Raw genomic sequence first — 20,909 nt, forward strand, 5'->3', positions numbered from 1 at the left:
TAAGCGTAGTCGCCGCTATGTGATTCACCAGCCGGCTATTTAACCGGGGTTTAGTTTTCGCCTGCGACACTGGTTCACACCTGCGAACGTAAACGGATGGTGCTGTGGACTTAATTATCTCGCTGATGGAATACGCTCAGAGCCGCTATTCATTGGTATTGCTGATGGTTTTCCTGCTGACGTTCACGAAATCTTGCGCCGTTATCTCGCTGCTGATCCCCGGCACCTCCGGACTGCTGCTGTTCGGCACCCTGGCATCGGCCAGCGTCGGCCATTTTTTGTTAATGTGGATGAGCGCCAGCCTCGGCGCCATCGGCGGATTCTGGCTCTCGTGGCTGACGGGCTACCGCTACCGGCACCATCTGCATCGTATCCGCTGGCTTAATGCCGAACGCCTCGCTCGCGGCCAGCTGTTCCTGCGCCGCCACGGCGCGTGGGCGGTCTTTTTTAGCCGCTTTCTCTCTCCGCTGCGCGCCACCGTGCCGCTGGTCACCGGCGCCAGCGGGACCTCTCTCTGGCAGTTTCAGCTCGCTAACGTCAGTTCAGGTTTACTCTGGCCGCTGGTCCTGCTGGCGCCAGGGGCGCTGAGCCTCAACTTTTAATGAAACGTATTGTCTTTTAAAGAGATTTCTTAACTCTACGATATGCTCTAGAATTAATACTATAACCTGCTGATTAAACTAGTTTTTAACATTTGTAAGATTATTTTAATTATGCTACCGTGACGGTATTATCACTGGAGAAAAGTCTTATGAAAATCGCTGTATACAGTACGAAACAGTACGACAAGAAGTATCTGCAGCACGTCAATGATGCATACGGCTTTGAACTGGAATTTTTTGACTTCCTGCTAACCGAAAAAACCGCCAAAACCGCCAACGGCTGTGAAGCGGTGTGCATCTTCGTAAACGATGACGGAAGCCGCCCGGTACTAGAAGAACTGAAAGCCCACGGCGTGAAGTACATCGCGCTGCGCTGCGCGGGGTTCAACAACGTTGATCTCGATGCCGCGAAAGAGCTGGGCCTGCGCGTGGTGCGCGTCCCGGCCTACTCGCCGGAAGCGGTCGCAGAGCACGCGATCGGCATGATGATGTCGCTGAACCGCCGTATTCATCGCGCCTATCAGCGCACCCGCGATGCAAACTTCTCCCTTGAAGGACTAACCGGTTTCACCATGCACGGTAAAACCGCCGGCGTTATCGGTACCGGTAAAATCGGCGTCGCCGCGCTGCGCATTCTGAAAGGCTTCGGTATGCGTCTGCTGGCATTTGATCCCTACCCAAGCGCCGCCGCGCTGGATATGGGCGTGGAGTATGTCGATCTTGAAACCCTGTACCGGGAGTCTGACGTTATTTCCCTGCACTGCCCGCTGACCGATGAAAACTACCATTTGTTGAACCATGCCGCGTTCGATCGTATGAAAGACGGGGTGATGATCATCAACACCAGCCGCGGCGCGCTCATCGATTCGCAGGCAGCGATCGACGCCCTGAAGCATCAGAAAATTGGCGCGCTGGGGATGGACGTGTATGAGAACGAACGCGATCTGTTCTTTGAAGATAAGTCTAATGACGTGATTCAGGATGATGTGTTCCGCCGTCTCTCCGCCTGCCATAATGTCCTGTTTACCGGTCACCAGGCGTTTCTGACCGCGGAAGCGCTGATCAGCATTTCACAAACCACCCTCGACAACCTGCGTCTGGTGGATGCTGGCGAAACCTGCCCTAACGCGCTGGTCTGATATTCCTTTCCCTTTTGTGCTCCTCCTCTGCGGGGGGCACATTCAGATAATCCCCACAGTAATCGCCTGCGATAAAGTTACAATTCCCTTCATTTATTAATACGATAAATATTTATGGAGACTAAATGAACAAGTTTGCTGCGCTGCTGGCGGCGGGAATGTTGCTATCGGGCTGCGTTTATAACAGCAAGGTGTCAACCAGAGCGGAACAGCTTCAGCATCACCGTTTTGTGCTGACCAGCGTTAACGGGCAGCCGCTGAATGCCGCGGATAAGCCGCAGGAGCTGAGCTTCGGCGAAAAAATGCCCATTACGGGCAAGATGTCTGTTTCAGGTAATATGTGCAACCGCTTCAGCGGCACGGGCAAAGTCTCGGACGGCGAGCTGAAGGTTGAAGAGCTGGCGATGACCCGCATGCTCTGCACGGACTCGCAGCTGAATGCGCTGGACGCCACGCTGAGCAAAATGCTGCGCGAAGGCGCGCAGGTCGACCTGACGGAAACGCAGCTAACGCTGGCGACCGCCGACCAGACGCTGGTGTATAAGCTCGCCGACCTAATGAATTAATAGTTACCGCAGCTTCCGCCTGCCAGCGCCTGCTCGCTGCAGCGCTTGCCGTTCGGCAATGCGCACATGCCGATAGCGGAGCCATCAAGCTGGCGGGCGACCGATAACGAGCCGCCAACCATGGCGCAGTTTGCCTGGCCGGAGCTGCTCATCGCGGCACGCATTCCCGGCGACACGTGCGCCGCCGTTGCCTGCTGAACAGGTTCATCATTGCTACTACACGCCGACAGTAACAGCGCAGCACATCCCACTAAAAACGCAGCTCGCATCTTCTCTCCCCTCAGATACATCTTAAAATGAACAAGCCTAAGGATAATAGGCAGCTCAGCGCGCCGCGTCGAGAGGCGAAGTACGTATTTATGCGCTGTATTAACATTTATTAGCAAATTTTTTGGTCGCTTTTATTCATCCTCAGTTTCAGAACGCAAAGCGCCCTCACTATGTCATCCATGATGAGGGCGCCGTTTCGGTTTGTATTTCAGGCTATTAAATTTAACTCACTGCGCAATCCGTGGTCTGGTAAATCACCACCTTAGAACAGAGCTTAGCCTTTTAATCACTTGAAACGCCTCGAATAATATTTGAATTACGCATAACAAACGCGTGAAAACGTGACAAGATTACGCCCGTCATACCACCATTTCTGTCCAGATAGTACCCATAACGCACAACAGTCTGGCCGGTACCTGGCGGAACGATGAAATCCATTGACTGAATTTCCATACTCTCATTTTCCTGCTTATATAAAACGCCATCAATAGAGAGCGCACAGGTCATGGGGCCACCACCCGAAGTAGCGCCGGTACCCAGCATGAGAATACAGTACCCTAGTTTACCCATACTCAACGAGCCACCTTCATAACTCTTGTACTCCATACCTGCCGTTAATTTACCTCCACCCGTAATATTAATTGAGTCGTCCTGGCGAAGCGCGCCTAAAAGCTGCACTCGTTGCTCGAACGGCTGGCGATCAACAGCAAGCAAATCGAACCAGGCCCATTGTGCTTTCGCAATTCGACGGGAGCGGTGCTGAGCAATATTGATTGCCCACGAGCCAACGTCTCCAATAATCTTGTTAGCCCTTACGGTGCCCAGGATATTACAACTCTCATTAATAACTACATTATTTAAAGTACCTGTATCAGCCTGTATTTCACCGCGAACAACAACGTTATTGAATTCACTACTTCCGCTCTTGGTAATACTCCAGCCTCTCCATCCGGCCACATAATTAGTAGAGGAAAGTCGATCTGTGATTTTGGCAATATCAATCGTGCCGTTTTTAATTCGCGCCGAATCAATATACAACTCGTTACCTTCCGCAATCATCACCGGCACGGCGGTTTTGCTGATGGCATTAAAAATAGAGAAACGATCAGCATTAAAAATGATGTCACTTGTCGAACCATCACTGGCTAATACCATCCCTGCGCCAACTCTCTTATCACCTTTTGTCTCAACTTTAATTGAGTACATCGAGTTAATTTTGCCTTCCGAATCCGCTATCGTCTCTCCCTGGGTCTTAACTTTACCCTTCAGTTCTCCGACCGTTATATCCAGGCCATCTACCTTCTCTACGCTAGCCTTTAATGTACCGTCGATTTCCTGCACATTGGCGTTCAGATCGCTCACTGCACTGGCCGTCGCTTTGGTCCCTAAATCAGCTTTCAGGCTTTTAAGCTCCCGGGTATTAGCCTCAATATTTCCTCCGTCAATTTTGACCTGTGTATTCAGGGCAGTAAGTGCCGAAGCGTTCGCTGTATTTGCCACTTGATCGCTGACATCAATGCAAAATACATCATCTGCATACAGATAACCGGCCGACAGGCTGGAACGCAGGGAAATAGTCAGTGCAGCATCGGAGGACGGTTTATAGTCCCCAAAGATCTCCGTCCAGCCGGTTCCGATGCTGGTTGTTATCGGAATATCTTTCAGCGGCCCTGAGCTATTACGGATGCTGATTTTAGTATTACTGGCATTGCTGACCGCAAAGTCACCCGACTTGCGCACCCACGCGCCAATGCGGTATGTATGCCCCGCAATCAGGTTTACGTTCTGATCGCAGGCCGTAGAGCCGCTGGATGTCTTTGTCGCCTGGATAATGTACTTTCCGGACTTAGGGTTCTGCGCCGCCAGTATGCTCCAGCCTGAGTTCACCCATCCGTCAAAACTGCGCTCGAATGAGTTATTCGCCAGCATATTTCCCGGAATCGCTTTTGCTGCGTCGGCATCAGACTGAGTGGCCGCAATACTGTTATTCAGCGACGTGACGCTGCTGCTCTGGCTCTCCAGCTTTCCTTCAGCACTCGTCACCCGGTTGGTCAGAGCAGCCAACGCGGCGGCATCCGCTTTGTGATTAACGTTGTTAATGGTGGTAGTCAGGTCGTTCGTCAACTCCGTGATACTGCTACCCTGGCTAGTCAGCTTCCCTTCAGCGCTCGTCACACGCGTGGTCAGGCTACTGATGGCCCCGGCATTGGCTGCGATATTTACTTCATCTGTAACATCAACAAAATAGAAGTCGTCAAAATACTGCGCGCCAGACTTCAGGGAGGAGTAGATCGCCACATCGACCATCCCGTCTACCGTCGCCTTCCATGTTCCGGTCAATTCAATCCATGATGAACTGGTTGGAAGGTTCGCGGTGTTGAACTGGCGATCGTACAACAGGGACGACTGACCAATACGCAGTTTGTTATTACCCTGGTCACTCATGACCGAACCGCCCTGCGCACGGGCAAACACACCGATTTTATATGTGTTGCCTTTGACGACCGGTACTTTCTGAGAGATCCCGGCCAGGCCCACACCACACATCGCTATTTTGCTGCCGTAGTTGGGCGATTGTGCACTGATAACGGACCCGACGCTTCCCCATCCTGTGAAAGCCTCCTGGCCGCGTTCAAATGAACCGTTGGAAATCAGGTTGCCGGGAATTTTACCATCAGCAGCCAGGCTGGCCGTGGCATCATTCAGGGAGTTATTCAACTGCGTCAGGCTGCTACCCTGACTGGCCATCGTTTTGCCCTGTTCCGTCACGGTATTCTGGAGCGTCTGCAGAGCGGTAGCATCGGCTTTTTTGTTGACGTTGCCGTTTGTCGTATTCAGCCCGTTTTCCAGCATGGTGGTCCGGCTTCCGACACTCGTCAGGATATCACCCTGCTGAGAGACTTGTGTCGTCAGGGAATCAACAGCTGAGGCGGTCGCGTCTGCCGTGCTCTGCGCATTGTAAGCGTCGGTTACATCTGTAATAACCATGTCGTCGATAAACAGATTATAACCCGGCGTGTTGCTGCCGTTCGCCCCGCGCGTAGAGATCCAAACAACGGCACGGGTTGCACCTTTCGCGGTGGCTTTTGCATACCCGGAAAATTTAACCCATTTGTCACGACCGGCCAGCGCTGTTTCGCTGACATTAGCAGCTCCCAGCCATGAGTTTGCGCCCGCATCATTTTGCACGTTGAGGCCGACCACGGTGACCCAGCCGCCTGAGGGGGTTTCACCGGATGGCATCATCGCCCAGAACTCAACCCTGAATACTGCCGCGTCGCGAATGGCAAGGCGTGAACCGATTAGGTCGTCGCTGTTACCGGTAGTGTTCGGTGCACGCGTCACGCGCATGCATTTGCCGCCCGAGTAGCTGACTCCGCTAATAACTCGCGCAGACCCACCCAGGTTCTGATTAACGTCATAAGTTTCAAACGTTCCGTCCAGCCACGGGTTTGAGCCTTTGCGGGCGTTAATATTCAGCGTGCTGTTCAGGCTGGTAATGCTGTCAGCCTGGCTGTTGATATCCTTTTCAGTCTGCGTTACACGATTAGATAACGCGTTTAATGCAGTAGCATCAGCCTTCTTATTAACATTCGCATTGGTGGTTGACAGATCATTCTGCAGCTTTGTAATAGCCGCTCCCTGAGAGGTCATTCCCGCCTCAGCACTGGTCACCCGTGTTGTCAAATCACTGATTGCGCTGGCATTGGCCGAACCCACGGTTTCATCGGTAACGTCATAAACGGCAATGCTGTCGACGGCAACAACTGTCGCGGACGGATATACATAAAAAGCAATCCTTGCGTCTGTGGTGGTGGCCGGCAACGCGGGTATATCTACCGTCAGCGTTTCAAAACCATCTTTTCTGGTTACAACAGCCTGCGTCTGGGTGTAAGTACCAGCGGTCTTCGAATTAAAGATGCGGCATAAAATCCCACCTGAACCTGAGATTAATTTTGCACGTACCTTAAAACGGAACCGGCGTGATGAACTTACCGGGAACCATTTAGCGTTATTCGACATTAATCCAGGATTACTTGCGTCACCCGTATGCGTGATTATCACACCGGGAGCACCCTCCCCGTTTGATGCTCCCCACACAATGCGCCCGGCATTCTGCAGATTCCACGCATTTAATTGGTTTCTGAAATCATAGTTTTCAACCAGATTCTCACCGGTATCGCGAGCGCTATCGAGTGAAGCTTCTAGCTGGGTAATACTGTTACTTTGACTCGTCAGCTTCTCTTCAGCTTCAGTAACCCGGTTGCCTAACGAAGCGACGGCTGAAGCATCGGCTTTTTTCTCGATGTTCTGGTCGGCAGTGGCAAGTCCGTTTTGCAGTTTTGTGATGGACTGACTCTGGCTCTCAAGCTTTCCTTCAGCGCTACTGGCCCGGTTTGTCAGGTTGCTGATGGCGGTGGCGCTGACCGCAATATTGGTTTCATCAGTCACATCTACCAGATAGAAATCATCAAAATACTGCTCTCCCGTCGCCAGCAGCACCATGAGCGAGACGTCAAGGACTGCGGTTTTCGTGGCTTTCCATGTGCCCGAAATTTCCTGCCAGACAGAACTCGTGGGCAGCGTCGCGGGGTTAAACTGAACCTCCTTCAGTGGCCCGTCAGAATCACCAATACGCAGCTTATTGTTGCCAGCGGTGCCTGACGGCATTGTTGTTCCACCTGAAACACGCGTGAAGATACCTATTTTGTAGGTGCGATCTTTGGTAAACGAAATCTTCTGAAGCAACGAGACGACACTGCTGCCTGGAACCACTTTAAGAATTTGGGTGCCACTATGCGGCGAAGAAGCTGTGAGTATTGACGTCGCTGATTGCCAGCCGCTGTAACCATCTTTACCTCGTTCAAAAGACGGATTTGTTAACAGATTTCCGACTATCGCCCGGGAAGCATCGGCATCAGCTTTTGTGGCATCAACAGCCGCGACAGTTTCCTTCAGGCTGTTATCCAGCTTCGTCAGACTGCTGCCCTGGCTGGTCAGCGTCTTGCCCTGTTCGGTGACTGTGTTCTGCAACAATTGCAGCGCGCTCGCATCCGCTTTTTTACTGACGCTGGCATTCGTCGTTGACAGACCGTTTTCCAGCGCCGTGGTCCGGCTACCGATGCTGCTCAGCGTATCGCCCTGCACAGAGACTGTTGTCGTCAGGGAGTCCACCGCTTTTGCTGTTGCATCAGCGGTTTTCTGTGCACTCTGCGCTGCAGTAACGTTGCGCAGATGCCAGTCTGCCGCATACCAGACCGTACCAAAGGGTGAACTCTGATTAACCTGCAGGAAGGGACGCATAAAATTCGTATCGGCCGGCACCGTAAAGCGCCATGTCACGCGTTTCCACGCTGCGGTGACTTTGGTATTCCCGCCGGAAAGTCTCGCTTTGATACCACCTGTCGCTGAAGTGGCATTAGCGATATAGAGATTAAAATCCGCCTGTCCGGTTCCGCAAGCAACCACCGCCGACATCTCGAAAACATCACCCGGAGTCACCGCAACATTGTTGATTTTAGGTACATGGTCGCGACCGGCCAGGCGAACCACATACGCAAACGGGCAATCTACAGGTACACCCGCAGCAGTGGCTGAAACGACGTCATAACCCATGCGGTCGTAGGAAGGTTCAAGCGCCGGGTTAGGAATATAATCATCCCCTGCAGCTTTTGCAGCACCAATCGCGCTGGTCAGGGAAGTAATATTACCATTCGCTGCAGTCAGGCCGCTTTCCGTCTTCTCCACTCGTCCGGTCAGTGACGTCAGGGCGCTTTGATCCGCCTTTTTACTTACGGTGGCGTTGGTCGTTGTCAGATCATTCTGTAGCTTTGCGATCGCCTGGCTCTGGCTGACCAGTTTCCCTTCCGCCGAGTCGACCCGGCTGGTCAGGTCTGTTACCGCCGATGCATTCGCTTTCTTTGACACCCCGGTCGATGAAAAGACGTCGACTTTACGGATATACAGACGTGCACTGTTTGACGGTGTCCAGCCCCCGGCGGCAAATCGCAGATAAACGTAACGCCCGGTAAAATTGGCCGGAATGGTCAGTTCCACGGTTTTCGTCTGCCAGTTGGTCGTTACCCCACTCAGCCACGGTGATATAGACGATAACCAGGCGATCGGATTGCCTAAATCCGCTATCACACCGACGGTGTCAGACGATACGCTGTTAACCGTTTCCGAAGTCCGGTACTCAAAAGAGACCGTGAGAGTCAGTCCGGCCTCAACGGGGATACGCGTGACGTTGGCGACGCGAATGGAGCCAGTCGTGGTTTTCAGGGCTTTTTCACCCGAATCATAAGTGAACGCCGAACCGGTACCGGAGTTTTCCCAGAAGGATAAATCAACATTCATTCCGCCATTGCTGACCAGGCTCCCCTCAGCCAGGGAGTTTTTCAGCATTGTCAATTGGCCAGACTGCGTGGCCAGGTTTCCTTCCGTCCCGGTCACACGATTGGTTAAGGCAGTGACCGCACTGGCATCAGCCTTTTTACTGACGCTGGCATTCGTCGTGGTCAGGTCGTTCTGCAACTTTGCGATGGCGCTGCTCTGGCTGGTCAGCGTTTTATCCTGCTGGCTGACGCTGGACTGCAGGCCCGTAATGGCATTGCTGTTTGCGGCCACGCCCGATTCCGTTTTCCCGACGCGGTTAGACAGCGAGGTCAGCGTATTTCCCTGGCTGGTTAACGTGGTGCCCTGCTGTTCGACCTTTTGCGTCAGCGTCTGGAGCGCGGTTGCGTCGGCTTTTTTACCCAGACTGGTTTCCAGACCGCTAATTTTGCTGGCCTGCGCGCTCTGCGCTGTCGTCAGGGAGCTCAGTTCCTCCGCCACCGAGGATTTATTGTCGTTGAACTGCGCCTGCAGCGATTCTCTGGCCGTCACCTCTGCTTTATCGGCGGTGATACGCGCGTTCATCTCCTGATACAGCAGGCCGGAGCGCAGGTCTGCAAGGCTGTTACTGTCAGAGGTTCCCCTGATCTGAGCCGCCAGCGTGGAACGTTTCAGCGCCTCTACCTCATCCGCTTGCGTCCGCGCCATCTCCTCATTACGCAGAGCTGCCGTACTTGCTGCCGGCGCCGGGCGCCCAACGGATATCCAGTGGATCAGAAAATAGTTGTCGGCATTCTGCCCCTGGGCCAGATCGAGACGAAAACGGCGAACCGTGCCGGACGCGTTCCAGTTCACGTCGGAAATGGCCACCACGCTGATACCCTCGCCATCAAACTCCTGCTCGGCGATAGTCACCGAGCGGGCATCACTCCAGCCGGTTTCCTCTGTACCAATCCAGTAAAGCCGCCCTTTCCATGCCGGATTACCCACGCGCTTAATACGCAGCATGACGGTGCGATAGGAGGAACCCGGGATTTTTTGCCCGTTTGGCGAACGGCAGGAGGCCGTGCTGTTCGATGCTTTCAGCCAGCCTTCGTCCGTGATTTGCATCGGCACCTGACCGCCATCGTCCTCGGTCCACCCTTCATTGTCTTTATCGAAGTACCAGATACTGAATGAATCAAACTGCTGCCCACTACCGGCAGAGATTTCAGCGATCTGACGCGCCAGTGACTCGTCCCCATCCTGAATAATTGTCTGCAGATTATCGATGGCGGCCACCCGCTCATTTTTTTCATTGAGCAGCTGGTCTGCCGCCTGCGCCGCTTTCGCGTTGACGTCCGCAATGCGGTCAGCGGTCTCATGTTTTACCGCTTTATCCCAGCCCGTATTTGCCTGAGCAATGGACTGTTTCAGGCCGTTTTCAACCGTCTGCAGCTGGGATTTTAACGCCGAGTCCCCCGCAGTCAGGGCTTTATTGACATCTGCTATCTGCTGGTCGACGGAAGTATTAATATCACTCACAGCATCGTTGATGCTTTTGTTTACTGTCGAGATGGCGTCATTGAGGGTCTGATTAACGAGGTCAATATTCTCTGTCATCGACTTATTGACCGTCGCTATCTGCCCATCAACCTGCTTACGGATCCCCCCGGCGGTCTCATTAATGCTCTGGTTTATTTCGTTAACCTGCTGCTCGACCTCTTCACGGATGGCATCAGCGGTTTCCGTCAGCGTTTTGTGGGTTTCCTCCATATCCCGCTGAGATTCTTGCCAGGCTTCGGTGTCCTTAATTGCATCGGTCAGCTTGTCGTAATACTCCCCGATATCGTCGCTGGCCATCCCCTGCACCCAGACGGTCCACGGACTTTCGTTACCAAGGCGATCGACAATGCGTGCCCGGTACCAGAACGTCGCCGCAATCTGCAGGCCCATCTGCTGATACGAGTTTCCCGGATACGTTACGTCAGAAAGCGCCATCGCGCCGTTGCCGGTTGGATTTGGGCTGTACTGCAGCTCGGTTTTTTGCGTATCGCCACTTCCCTCCGGGAACGCCCAGTTTAGTTGAACGCCATGCAGAAGGGATGTTGTGGTCAGCGAAACAGGTGCCGAAGGCAGGCCGATTTTGCCGGTCAGCGTTTTCTCTTGCGAATATGCCCAGCCGCTCGACACTTCCGCGGCATTGATAGCGCGCACCCTTACGATGTATCGGCCGGCATAAATTCCGCTGACATCAAACGAGGCAACGGAACTCCGGGGCACGTTTATCCAGTTGCCTTCATTGCGGCGCCACTGGGCTTCATAAGCAATGGCATTCTGTACTGCCGTCCAGTGAACCTGCAGCGTTTCAACGCTAATCCCCTGATTAACCACGGAATAAGACTCAACAACGATATTAGCTGGCGCGCTTTGCTTCCCTGGAGGAATAACGCTGATTGGCCGACTATCAATAATCGCACCGGAATCAATCCTGGCGTATTTATCCGGATCGTGAGCGGCTGCGGAAATTGTAAAGGTGCTATCGTTATTATCTTTAACACCCACAACACGATATTGCTGGACCCTCAGAGAGTCAGACTCAATGGCCCATACGCATTCCGGTTCTGGTCTTTCGGCATATTCAGCGGTGACGGTGACGACGTGTCCATCGACGCTCTCAATGGTTCGGCCTTGCGTCCCCCCCGATGGCAGGTTCAATAACAGACGGTCCCCGGCTTTCGCTTCCGTTTTACGATCGAGCGTAATAACGCAGCCATCCACTTCGCGGGTACGGCCACCGTTGACTTTTCCCGCCAGCATTTCGTCCGCCACCGCAATGATATAGCCGGGTTGTGGAATATTACCGTCCAGTCCGACTGAAAAAGTCACTACGCGATCTTTATTGTTGGTCAGAATTCCCCAACGCCCTTTACGGTTGGCCTCCGACTGACGGGTACAGCCAATCGCCGTAAGTTCTAGCTGATTAAATCCATAGCGGGCGACCAACGGCTGCTCAAAAACCGGCTCCATCGCATCCGCATACTCATTCTCTGGATCAGACCATGAGACGAGCGCGTTGGTATAGCGCGTTTTGCTACTGCTGCTGGCATAGTGAAAACGACCATTGATGACGTTAGCCCTGGTGTAGGTGTAATCAATATCACGAGGCATATCCGCCAGAGCAATCACCCGATCGCCACTCCAGCAGGTCATGCCACGGAAAATGGCCGCAAAATCGCGTAACACCGTATAGGCATCGTTGCGATCCTGAACATAGACGTTACATAAATAGCGCGGCTCGGTACCCTCCCCACCTTTACCATCGGGGACGGGTTCATCGCAATATCGTGCTACCTGATACAACGTCCATTTATCAATATTTTCTGAGGTAAGACGATTCCCCAGGCCAAAACGATCGCTGACGATCAGATCGTAAAAAATCCAGGCCGGGTTATCCGTCCACGCCCATTTGAATGCTCCGGTCCAGATGCCTGAATATTGGCGGGTCTCCGGGTCATAGTTATCAGGAACGCGGATCACCCGCCCGCGAGGACTGCAGGCAATTTTTGGAATAGAGCCATTAAACTGACGAGAGTCAAATTCAACGTAAAGCAGGGCCGTGTTGGGATAGCGTAGTTTTGCATCAAGCACCTCAGCATAACTTTGCAGCATCATAACATCGCCAGTTTTTGAGGTATTTGCGTCTTCCGTGACCTTACGCAGGCGCAAAACCCAACCCGTCGTCGCCCGGGGGAGATCAATGCGGTGGCATCGTTCATAGCCGGAAGTGGTCTTTCCGCTTACCGCACTCTCCAGCACCGTCTGCCAGCTACCACCATCGGTTTGCAAATCAACGGCATAGCTGACGGCGTTCCCTACCAGATCGCCATTATCTTCCTGTTTCAGTAAAGATGGCCATTTTAAGCGCAGGCGGACGGCGGAAAGCTGGGTATTACTAAAAGAGCGGGACCAGGCCGTTTTGCTGGAGACTTCCACTCCTACGTTAATTTCATTTTCTGAACCGGGGATCCCCTGGATGTAATTCTGTGCCTGAGTTCCCGGTCGAAACTCCCAGGCGACACCGCTAAAATTTTGCGAGCCGTCGGAATTTTCCAGTGGCGTACCATCAAGGTAAATATCTTTTGCGGTAAGCGCACCGGCAAATTCACCCTCGCCCAGCGCAATGAGAATTTTTGCTTTCGCAACAGACTGTAAATCATCAGGCTGTTCCGTTGGGGTACGCGGGCTTGAACTCCCGCCCTTACAACCTTTAATGAGATGCTGTGTCATAGATATTTTGTCCATAAAAAAACCACCTCAAAGGTGGTCTGAAATGAGAGAAGCCGGATATTTTACTGCTGGTCTTCTACATAAATTCCCGCTGAAATAATTGCCCCGCCGATAAGCCGCTTGCCGTATAACAACGGTACCGGATATCCCTGCGCGGTGGTGTTCGTGACCCCGCCAAATGCGTAAGAGGCTTTATTTTCAGGAGATTGTTGACTGGCTAAACCTGGAACCTGAGGAGAGAGCATCTGAAGAACGCCGCCAAGTACCATTGAGGCCCCCAGCATTGCGGCACTTCCCCACCCGGAGCCGGCAGCAATCGCGGCGAATATCCCTCCAGTGCCCATAGTGGCGATTGAAGCGACCGCGATCAATGCAACACCTAATATCGTCTGTAGCACGCCAGCTTTTTTACTACCAATAACGACAGGAACAATTCGTATTACTTTATCGTTGATGGGGAAAGGAATATCATCCTCGCTAATATTTTTCTTTCCTTTAAAAACAGCATAGGTTAATCCCATAGCTTTGCTGTTGTTCATGAATTTTTCAAATCCATTGATAGTACAACATAAAGCCCTTATCGCTTCAGATGCCGTTGCCACCATCCGACAATGAGATTTGCCAAATTTCTTACCAAGAATACCGCCCAACTCTATTCTGACCATATGTTCTTGCATAAATACTCCATCTGCAGCAGACATTATGAATAAATCATAAGCATCTGTTCCGCCATTGATAATATCGCACGCTGAGTTGACTCGAGAGCAGGTCCAGCCCTCTGATGTTGAATCATATTCACTTGCCAACGCATTTCATATCGGGTGATTTAAAATCCCAACGTCTTTCAGATTTTTTCATTATTCAACGCATTATCATTAATATGATAGCGCAACACTTTCACCGTTCTTTCCTGCCAGTATCCCCCATACGGCACTCGCTGGCTTAAATGACCATACAGGTGATGCAGCAGCATATTTCCCTCAAGGAGAATACCCGCATGATTCCACTTATTTGCCTGTACCTGCATGATAATCATATCTCCCGGCTGCGGCGGGCCATCAAACTCGCGAAAGCCACATTCATACCAACAATCATGATAAAAGTTATCAGGGTAGCCATCTTCCCACCACGGATAATCCACACGATAATCCGTCAACTCAACATTATGCTGCTGGCGAAAATAGCTCATTACCAGTCCCCAGCAATCATAATGGCCAAGCACGAACGGGCGTTCCAGCAGCGGCAATTCTCCTCGCGGATAAATGGTACGAAAGTCGCCTTCCGGCCAGCTGAAAATATGCCAGGGTAACAACATCGCGTCACACTGAGCCTTATCCAGTTCGCTTGGCTGGGTCGTCGCGTCGGGGTGACTGTGGACGATCCCCGTTACGGTGCCCCAATCCTCTACCCGTGCATAATCCTCCGGCGCAAGAACAAAATGCTCCTGGGGGGCATCGGCAATATTACGACAGGGGAAATAGCGCTCTACCCGCCCCCTTTGGGCAATCGCACCGCAGCATTCTCGAGGATATTGCTCCTGAGCATGCACCTGAATAGTCCTGATAACTTTCTGGCGCATGTTAACTCCGAATTAAAGACGTGCCGGGGAAACCACCAAAAGGCAGCTCATTGTCTTCGCCAAAGCGTAATTTACAGGCCGACAAAGTGCCGTTACAAACATCCAGCGCCGGATCGGTAACAGGTGTATTATTGTTATCAAAATATCGCTGGCCTGTATAATCACAACCATCGCCGCTGCGGTATTTATTCCTGATACACCAGGTACAGATAGAATGCAGCTGACGCGTTGGGATCAGTATTCCTTGCAAATCCATTGGACTGGCAAGAGTGAACTCAATCGCTTCATTGGTCTCCTCACTTTTGGCATCAATAAAGAAGACTTTTCGTTTTTCCTGCGTGGGGTCGGCTCTCGCATTACCTTCAGGGAAATTACGTGCGTCGAGATATTTTGCCAGCGTATCGTGAATGGTGACTTTCGCCTGAACCAGGTCATCGTAATACAAGCACAGCGCGGTAATCGAAGCATCAATATTTGCCACCTTCAGCGATGGTTGCGCGTCCCGACCGCTGGTAGAAGATTCAATCCCGTCAATAATACAAGGCCATGGCATATATTCATTGCCCTGCCACCAAATGGATTTTGCAGGCAAACGCGTTTCGTCCCCTCCAGCAGCCTGGATTTCAGCTTCGCTATGGGCGATACTGTGCCCGTGGAAATATAAGACATCATCCATGCCAAAGACGCTGCCATCAATTTCCAGTAAACGTATTTCACTCCCGGGTTCAAGTTTTTGATAATCAGCTGTAATCATGGTGCATACGCCTGGTTAAATGTAGCGGTTACCGTCATTACCTGACTCGATAATGGCGAAAGTTTTAGTGAATCGGCGCTAACACGATAAAGCCCGGATTCCCCCGCAGGGGTATCCCAGATAAACGACTTCGTGACATGACGCCGCATAAATTCAAGCACGGCCAATATCTCTTCCTTTTCTCCGGTCAAGGTCACTGGCCAGCTTTGTTTTTCAAAATGTAGACCATCGCCGACGATCTGCTGATATCCGTCGCCAAAACGAGCCTCGCGAACGGTGAAATTAAAATCCCCCTGCAAACCCGCTTGTATTTGCGTTCGCCAGGTAAAGGTTTCTATTGCCATATCTTCTCCGGGAATCAAAAAATTAACGTGCGTGGTTTGCATTCCAGATAAGGCCACCAGGCCTCAATTCATTTGCCACGCCAGCGCGAACGGAACGGTCTATCGTCTGCTGCCAGGCACGATTTAACGCGCCGTTATTGTCGGCCGCCTGCGGTTCTGAGCCCTGATTCTGAATAAGTACTGAGGTCTGAATGGTCAGTGGCCCTGCGCCTGAAGAACCCAGTCCCTGCATTGATGCCGTTCCCACATAGCCGCCGCCCGCATACCCCTGCGCGCCGCGCATCATGGCGTAAAGGTTGCCAATCCCTATCGCCGAGGTCGCCTCTTTGGTAAAAACAAATTCGCCGCCATGAACAATCCCTCTCGGCTCATATTTACCCCCGTCTCCGGTATAGCCGCCGTCGGAGTGGCCCGTGAAAACTTTACCGATGGATGCTACCCAGCCAATGCCGGAATTCGACATCGCGTTAAAGGAAGCCTGCATGGCTTTTACCAACAATAATTGGCTAAGCATCTTGAGCGTCCCTTTCAGAAAGGTCATCAGGAAATCACTAAAATTCGCCTTTCCTGTGGTTATATATTCCACCAGCGAGTTTCCCATTGAGCTGAAGGCGTCTTTAGCTAAATCCTTAAGCTTGCCATGAACGTTTTCTCCATCCTTAAGAAATTTATCCCACGCCTCTTTGGCTCCTGCCATTAAACCGCCGAGCCAATCGCTCTTCCCCCCTTTTTCCGTATCATCGTCAGAACGCTCTTCCATATTTGCGCCTGGGCGAAAAACTTTTGGCGTATTACCCAGTTCCTCTTTTGGAGGACTACCCATTCCTGCCAGTGAATCCCAGTAACTTTTAGGGCCTGACGTTATATTGTAGGTCTCATCCTCAGATTTCTTTACCATATCCTGAAGTATGGGCCCCATTCTGGCTGGAGGAAGGGGCAACGTCTGCATTAACCTTTTCAGGCCATCCGTATGCTTTTTCTGGATATCTGTTGCGGCACGAAAAGTCTTATTAAACTCTTCACTTTTACGGCTGGCGACAGTTACTTTCTGTTGATATTTATCCAGAAGCTGATTGCTTTTTTCCAGTTCACTGTTATTCATGCGCAGTGTTATTGTTGTATCACCCGCCATTGATTATCTCCTGAAAGAATAAACCAACTACTTATCTGGTTTACATTGATTAATAATGTGAACATACTTCCGCTAAAACCCTGGCTAGTTCTGTAGTTTATTCAGGATATTCAAGGCCACCCGTTCCATTACCTGAATATCGTTTATTGCGGTTACCTCATCAGCTATATCATAAACCCTCATGAGCCATGCGAGGACACTGTAGTCCAGCCCGATAACCCCTCCTGGACTGGTGCGCCACTGCGTGCTGGCCGCGCGAAAGACCACAAACGCAGGCCAGATATCGGGCCAGACGTTGATGACAACATCGTCATAGTCTTCGGCTGTCAGACCGAATGCGCTTAGCTCATCCGCTGATGGTTCAGGCGTATAGAATGCAGAGGCAACCGCAATCAGTTTTTTTCGCGATTTCCCGTGAGCTCCTGATAATAAGTAGCCATTATTGCTTTAACGGCCCCCGGATAGTTATCTACCAGCACGCCCATATTTTCTCGCGTACAGGGTTCAGATAATGCCCAGCCGTCGACGATCTCCAGTAAGAAATCACAGACCGTTTTTTCGTCAATATCTTCTAGCTCTGCCAGTTCTTTTATTGGCCGATGCTTAAACGTAAAATTCAGCACTCCGTCTTCTTCACCGGCACGAGGAATAGCAACATCAGCTTTAAAAACAGGGTTAGGTTGTAATTTGAAAATAGCGCTCATAAATACCCTTAAAAAAGGCTCCCGCAGGAGCCCAGTTGAATTTAATTTATGTTCCACAGATAAGGAGAACGATTAATCTTCCGATTTGTAGAAAGTAATATCCCGAGAGTGAATGGAGAACGCGACTTGTACGGTTTCAACGCTATTCACCGCGGTCACTGGTTGCGGATCAAATGACGGAACGCCAGACCAATAGCGATACTCCTTCGCATTAGGCACAAACATGCGTAGCGGTAACACCTGGCCGTAGCGATCCGCCATGCCCAATACTTTATAGATCGGTAAAGAAGCATCATGCGCTAAGGTAAAGGTTTGGTTTTTAGCCGCCTTAAAGGTGCCAATATTACGCTGGCGATCGTCTGCCAGAAACTGTACCTGTGCATACTGCTGTTCACCACCCGACTGCGCGACTTCCGTAATCTGTGGAATCTCAGTCCACTCCGTGATTTTCTGTAATTTCCCGCCACCGGCATTAGCCGGGAAAAAATTCCGGTCGCTGGAGTTAATGACCGAAATGGTTACGCTATTTGTTGTTTGTGCGGTGATTCTGGCAACTAAACCATCGATTACACCCCAACCCGAAGAAATCAGCACGACATCATCAACCTTAAGGTTATGATTTTCAGCAACGGTAAATACCGCACCTTCAGCATTGGAAACCGTACTCACAGATACGGGAGAACCAAGACCGGAACCAACAAAAACGGTTGAGCCATTAGGCAGAGCAAAACCCATGATAATATCTCCATTATTGATATTTAAATATTTGAATGCATTTTATCAATGCGAATAGCTTGTTTAATTATGACTTATTGTTGCGCCATAGTGATTACGCTTTAACACCACATCACTTTTCAGGAATTTGTGTGACTGCCGTTCTGTAATACGCTATCAGGGATACGTTTTGCCACCGGCTCATTTTCAAAAATTTTCATACCATACTGGCCGATCCAGGTTGCATTTTGGTTAACATTACTCAAAATAAAATCCATAACTTCAATCATTAACTCTTCAATGAGAGCCGCAGAATTATCACGCCACCAGGTTTCGATAGCGGCGAGAAGAGAGTCGGAGCCATTAGCAATAAACTGCTCGCCAATACTATAGCGTTTCGCTTTATTTTCATCAGTAATACAGTGCAACTTACTGATTTGTAAAATTTCCGCTGATGGCCCCATGGTTTGAACGGTGAGCGTTGCGACTTTATTACCAGTTTCCTCAGCAATGGCAGATGAGTAAAACATTGAGAGGGTTAAATCATTAGATGTATACATATTCACTTTCTCCAGATTTCAGTTACTGAACGAATTAGATTAATAAAACAGAAAATTACATAGCTATCCGAGCCCTTAACCAACCATATATAAATGATTTATTAGCCTCACTTTTTTCTGCTAACTCCAGATAATACTGCCCTTGGCTACAGTTTAATGCCCGGAGCAGTACAAGCTCCCCTTCACTGCCTCTTCGAATAACATAATGGCTCAAGGCATTTAAGGTCCTGGGGCCAATAACACCATCGGTTATAAGATCCGGATAAAGTACCCCACGATGATTAAAAGCATTTAACCAGCGTTGAAGCCACTTACCCGGCAGAACAGGCCCCATATTGACCCCGGCGTCACACAGTTTTTCAGCGATCGCGGTAGATATTTCAGCAACATGATCGAACCGGGGCGCAATCCAGTAGTCAGCGTTGAGAATATCCAGCGCCTGTTGGCGCGTCAGTTTTTGCATATCGCCATCATAACCATGAGCCCGTGCGGTGACTTGAGTAATCCCCCAGTTTGTCGGACCTCCTTTATCATCAGGATGATTTACATAACCGCCCTCCTTTTCCAGAATGGCATTAAAAATCTCATCTTTATTCATTTATTCCTCATTTATCGATTAAATGCGCAATATTCCCCCTCACCAGGAACACGGCAATAAAGACAAAAAAATTCACGGTAACAACCAACCAGTGGGTCGACGTATACAAGCCGAAGAGATAACGAAACGGTATGCTGGCATAGGTGATTACTAGTAAATAAGCCGTATACGATATCCATGGTCGATACCTTCTGTACCGGGCGCGCCGATAAAACATTAAGGTTAGGGTGATCAAAGCGCAGAGAACGGCATTAAGCAGCGCGGGAAGTTCATTTCCCATTCGGGCGCCCACTATTGTTGCGGGTTAGTATTTTGTAGAGGTCGGTTAGTTCTTGATTATTCAGGAACGTAAGTATCTTAATAATCAGCGCGGATATCAGCACGGCGCCTAACGCGTCTAAAGGTCGTTCATTGTATCCGGTCCAGATAGCCAGCTTCGTACCAATTAACCCGGAACCCAAAACGCCGACAATAAAAGAAGTCATAAAATAGGCGACGAGTCTAAAGCGCGTGATATTAACCGCCGTCGCAACATAAAATACCGCGCCAGCAAAAGCCCCAAAAACAACGCCATAATCAATACCTGTCACCAGGCCAAACATACCAGCGCCCATTAATCCACCAGCAACAATTATCGACGTACCGGAAACAGGATCGGACATATACCCTCCCTTCTTTCACTATGAGTTATGATGGTAAATAACGAAGCGCAGGGTCATTTTTCCTGGCACTAAGGCGTTACCTCGCCGTTACTTTCTTTCTTTTTTGCAAACCAAGCGCATAAATTGCCCTCTGGAAGAGCCAGGTTCCTGGCTGCGCATACTGGTGTGCAAATTCTTGCTGATAAATGATGGTCGCTCGCTCAATTTGCCGTTTATATTCCTCGCGCTGCCAAAAAATATCCTGTGCCACAAATTTAATCGGCAATGCGTCCTCAATACGTTCAGGCGTATGGTGCTTCCCTTTTGCCTGAATCTGAGCGCGGGACGGAGTGGGCCGATGGATAAGATCTGAACTGAGCGTTTGCGGATTTTGTAAGTGGGAGCGCTGCGCGCGACGTCGGCCCGCAGCGGAGCCATTAAACGCGGTTTTACGGGACATTGCGGTCTCCTTTAATGGGCTTTGGCGGAATGCCTTCGGCAATCGGATCCTTGCCAATGGCTTCACCCCAAAGCGCACTGCGCCATGGCGCTGGCTTTTCAGCCACGTAGATTCAGTTATGAATCGTTGTATTTCATCATCCGGATAGTGCTGTCTATCAAGCTGATGACAAAAGAATACCTCAGGGTTATTTAAAAATAAATACCCATAGGTATACTTTATGGAAAAAACAAATTAACCAATT

The 20,909-nt window shown here is 50.7% G+C and carries 18 protein-coding genes; 3 read left to right on the forward strand and 15 right to left on the reverse strand.

Annotated features, from left to right (window positions below; all coding sequences use genetic code 11):
• Positions 1-104 precede the first annotated feature (104 nt).
• The 3 genes from ABLU87_RS10080 (at position 105) to hslJ (ending at position 2,307) form a co-directional block, all read left to right on the forward strand.
• A complete protein-coding gene (locus tag ABLU87_RS10080; protein ID WP_004850371.1) occupies positions 105-602 on the forward strand; it encodes a DedA family protein in 498 nt (165 codons plus the stop codon).
• A gap of 149 nt (positions 603-751) precedes the next feature.
• Positions 752-1,741 (forward strand): 2-hydroxyacid dehydrogenase, encoded by a 990-nt coding sequence (locus tag ABLU87_RS10085; RefSeq protein ID WP_009653064.1) that lies wholly within the window; start codon positions 752-754, stop codon positions 1,739-1,741.
• A 125-nt stretch (positions 1,742-1,866) separates the two neighbouring features.
• Positions 1,867-2,307, forward strand: a complete 441-nt coding sequence (gene hslJ / locus ABLU87_RS10090) for a heat shock protein HslJ (protein WP_014229134.1) — start codon at positions 1,867-1,869, stop codon at positions 2,305-2,307.
• Here the strand turns inward: hslJ and ABLU87_RS10095 are convergent.
• The 15 genes from ABLU87_RS10095 to ABLU87_RS10165 all read right to left on the reverse strand — a co-directional run bounded on the left by ABLU87_RS10095 (position 2,304) and on the right by ABLU87_RS10165 (position 20,665).
• The gene (locus tag ABLU87_RS10095) at positions 2,304-2,576 is read right to left on the reverse strand and encodes a DUF333 domain-containing protein (RefSeq protein WP_004101621.1); all 273 of its coding nucleotides are present in this window, start codon (positions 2,574-2,576) and stop codon (positions 2,304-2,306) included. The two genes, hslJ and ABLU87_RS10095, sit on opposite strands and share 4 nt — an antisense overlap.
• A gap of 283 nt (positions 2,577-2,859) precedes the next feature.
• Positions 2,860-13,194, reverse strand: coding sequence for a carbohydrate binding domain-containing protein (locus tag ABLU87_RS10100; protein WP_122117318.1), 10,335 nt, complete (start codon positions 13,192-13,194; stop codon positions 2,860-2,862).
• 47 nt (positions 13,195-13,241) lie between these two features.
• Positions 13,242-13,856 (reverse strand): tail assembly protein, encoded by a 615-nt coding sequence (locus tag ABLU87_RS10105; protein WP_004850357.1) that lies wholly within the window; start codon positions 13,854-13,856, stop codon positions 13,242-13,244.
• A gap of 167 nt (positions 13,857-14,023) precedes the next feature.
• The gene (locus ABLU87_RS10110) at positions 14,024-14,758 is read right to left on the reverse strand and encodes a C40 family peptidase (RefSeq protein ID WP_122117320.1); all 735 of its coding nucleotides are present in this window, start codon (positions 14,756-14,758) and stop codon (positions 14,024-14,026) included.
• 1 nt (position 14,759) lies between these two features.
• Positions 14,760-15,512: a phage minor tail protein L gene (locus ABLU87_RS10115; protein ID WP_122117321.1), complete on the reverse strand. Its 753-nt coding sequence runs from the start codon at positions 15,510-15,512 to the stop codon at positions 14,760-14,762.
• Positions 15,509-15,856: a phage tail protein gene (locus ABLU87_RS10120; RefSeq protein ID WP_004850349.1), complete on the reverse strand. Its 348-nt coding sequence runs from the start codon at positions 15,854-15,856 to the stop codon at positions 15,509-15,511. Before ABLU87_RS10120 ends, ABLU87_RS10115 begins: the two co-directional genes overlap by 4 nt.
• A 22-nt stretch (positions 15,857-15,878) precedes the next feature.
• A complete protein-coding gene (locus tag ABLU87_RS10125) occupies positions 15,879-16,988 on the reverse strand; it encodes a phage tail tape measure protein (protein ID WP_122117322.1) in 1,110 nt (369 codons plus the stop codon).
• Between the two features lie 84 nt (positions 16,989-17,072).
• The gene (locus tag ABLU87_RS10130; protein WP_223227011.1) at positions 17,073-17,384 is read right to left on the reverse strand and encodes a DUF1799 domain-containing protein; all 312 of its coding nucleotides are present in this window, start codon (positions 17,382-17,384) and stop codon (positions 17,073-17,075) included.
• Complete coding sequence (locus ABLU87_RS10135; RefSeq protein WP_004850345.1) at positions 17,381-17,692, reverse strand: phage tail assembly chaperone; 312 nt, start codon at positions 17,690-17,692, stop codon at positions 17,381-17,383. Before ABLU87_RS10135 ends, ABLU87_RS10130 begins: the two co-directional genes overlap by 4 nt.
• 72 nt (positions 17,693-17,764) lie before the next feature.
• On the reverse strand, positions 17,765-18,427 hold the full coding sequence (locus ABLU87_RS10140) for a phage tail protein (protein ID WP_122117323.1): 663 nt from the start codon (positions 18,425-18,427) through the stop codon (positions 17,765-17,767).
• Positions 18,428-18,546: 119 nt separating this feature from the next.
• Complete coding sequence (locus ABLU87_RS10145) at positions 18,547-18,966, reverse strand: hypothetical protein (RefSeq protein ID WP_004850340.1); 420 nt, start codon at positions 18,964-18,966, stop codon at positions 18,547-18,549.
• A gap of 55 nt (positions 18,967-19,021) precedes the next feature.
• Positions 19,022-19,564, reverse strand: a complete 543-nt coding sequence (locus ABLU87_RS10150; RefSeq protein WP_004850338.1) for a glycosyl hydrolase 108 family protein — start codon at positions 19,562-19,564, stop codon at positions 19,022-19,024.
• A gap of 7 nt (positions 19,565-19,571) precedes the next feature.
• A complete protein-coding gene (locus tag ABLU87_RS10155) occupies positions 19,572-19,844 on the reverse strand; it encodes a phage holin family protein (protein WP_032749344.1) in 273 nt (90 codons plus the stop codon).
• Positions 19,834-20,226, reverse strand: coding sequence for a phage holin family protein (locus ABLU87_RS10160; protein WP_025107970.1), 393 nt, complete (start codon positions 20,224-20,226; stop codon positions 19,834-19,836). The genes ABLU87_RS10155 and ABLU87_RS10160 overlap by 11 nt, the downstream gene beginning before the upstream one ends.
• 76 nt (positions 20,227-20,302) lie before the next feature.
• Complete coding sequence (locus ABLU87_RS10165; protein ID WP_014229124.1) at positions 20,303-20,665, reverse strand: hypothetical protein; 363 nt, start codon at positions 20,663-20,665, stop codon at positions 20,303-20,305.
• Between the last annotated feature and the right edge of the window lie 244 nt (positions 20,666-20,909).

This window comes from Klebsiella sp. CB_Kp196, from assembly GCF_040061575.1.
GTDB classification, from domain to species: domain Bacteria; phylum Pseudomonadota; class Gammaproteobacteria; order Enterobacterales; family Enterobacteriaceae; genus Klebsiella; species Klebsiella michiganensis.

What these genes read in the sequence shown, in the direction of transcription:
- ABLU87_RS10085 (WP_009653064.1), top strand. Translation starts at nt 752, where the DNA reads ATGAAAATCGCTGTATACAGTACGAAACAGTACGACAAGAAGTATCTG.
- hslJ (WP_014229134.1), top strand. Translation starts at nt 1,867, where the DNA reads ATGAACAAGTTTGCTGCGCTGCTGGCGGCGGGAATGTTGCTATCGGGC.
- ABLU87_RS10095 (WP_004101621.1), bottom strand. Translation starts at nt 2,576, where the DNA reads ATGCGAGCTGCGTTTTTAGTGGGATGTGCTGCGCTGTTACTGTCGGCG.
- ABLU87_RS10100 (WP_122117318.1), bottom strand. Translation starts at nt 13,194, where the DNA reads ATGGACAAAATATCTATGACACAGCATCTCATTAAAGGTTGTAAGGGC.
- ABLU87_RS10105 (WP_004850357.1), bottom strand. Translation starts at nt 13,856, where the DNA reads ATGCAAGAACATATGGTCAGAATAGAGTTGGGCGGTATTCTTGGTAAG.
- ABLU87_RS10110 (WP_122117320.1), bottom strand. Translation starts at nt 14,758, where the DNA reads ATGCGCCAGAAAGTTATCAGGACTATTCAGGTGCATGCTCAGGAGCAA.
- ABLU87_RS10115 (WP_122117321.1), bottom strand. Translation starts at nt 15,512, where the DNA reads ATGATTACAGCTGATTATCAAAAACTTGAACCCGGGAGTGAAATACGT.
- ABLU87_RS10120 (WP_004850349.1), bottom strand. Translation starts at nt 15,856, where the DNA reads ATGGCAATAGAAACCTTTACCTGGCGAACGCAAATACAAGCGGGTTTG.
- ABLU87_RS10125 (WP_122117322.1), bottom strand. Translation starts at nt 16,988, where the DNA reads ATGGCGGGTGATACAACAATAACACTGCGCATGAATAACAGTGAACTG.
- ABLU87_RS10135 (WP_004850345.1), bottom strand. Translation starts at nt 17,692, where the DNA reads ATGAGCGCTATTTTCAAATTACAACCTAACCCTGTTTTTAAAGCTGAT.
- ABLU87_RS10140 (WP_122117323.1), bottom strand. Translation starts at nt 18,427, where the DNA reads ATGGGTTTTGCTCTGCCTAATGGCTCAACCGTTTTTGTTGGTTCCGGT.
- ABLU87_RS10145 (WP_004850340.1), bottom strand. Translation starts at nt 18,966, where the DNA reads ATGTATACATCTAATGATTTAACCCTCTCAATGTTTTACTCATCTGCC.
- ABLU87_RS10150 (WP_004850338.1), bottom strand. Translation starts at nt 19,564, where the DNA reads ATGAATAAAGATGAGATTTTTAATGCCATTCTGGAAAAGGAGGGCGGT.
- ABLU87_RS10155 (WP_032749344.1), bottom strand. Translation starts at nt 19,844, where the DNA reads ATGGGAAATGAACTTCCCGCGCTGCTTAATGCCGTTCTCTGCGCTTTG.
- ABLU87_RS10160 (WP_025107970.1), bottom strand. Translation starts at nt 20,226, where the DNA reads ATGTCCGATCCTGTTTCCGGTACGTCGATAATTGTTGCTGGTGGATTA.
- ABLU87_RS10165 (WP_014229124.1), bottom strand. Translation starts at nt 20,665, where the DNA reads ATGTCCCGTAAAACCGCGTTTAATGGCTCCGCTGCGGGCCGACGTCGC.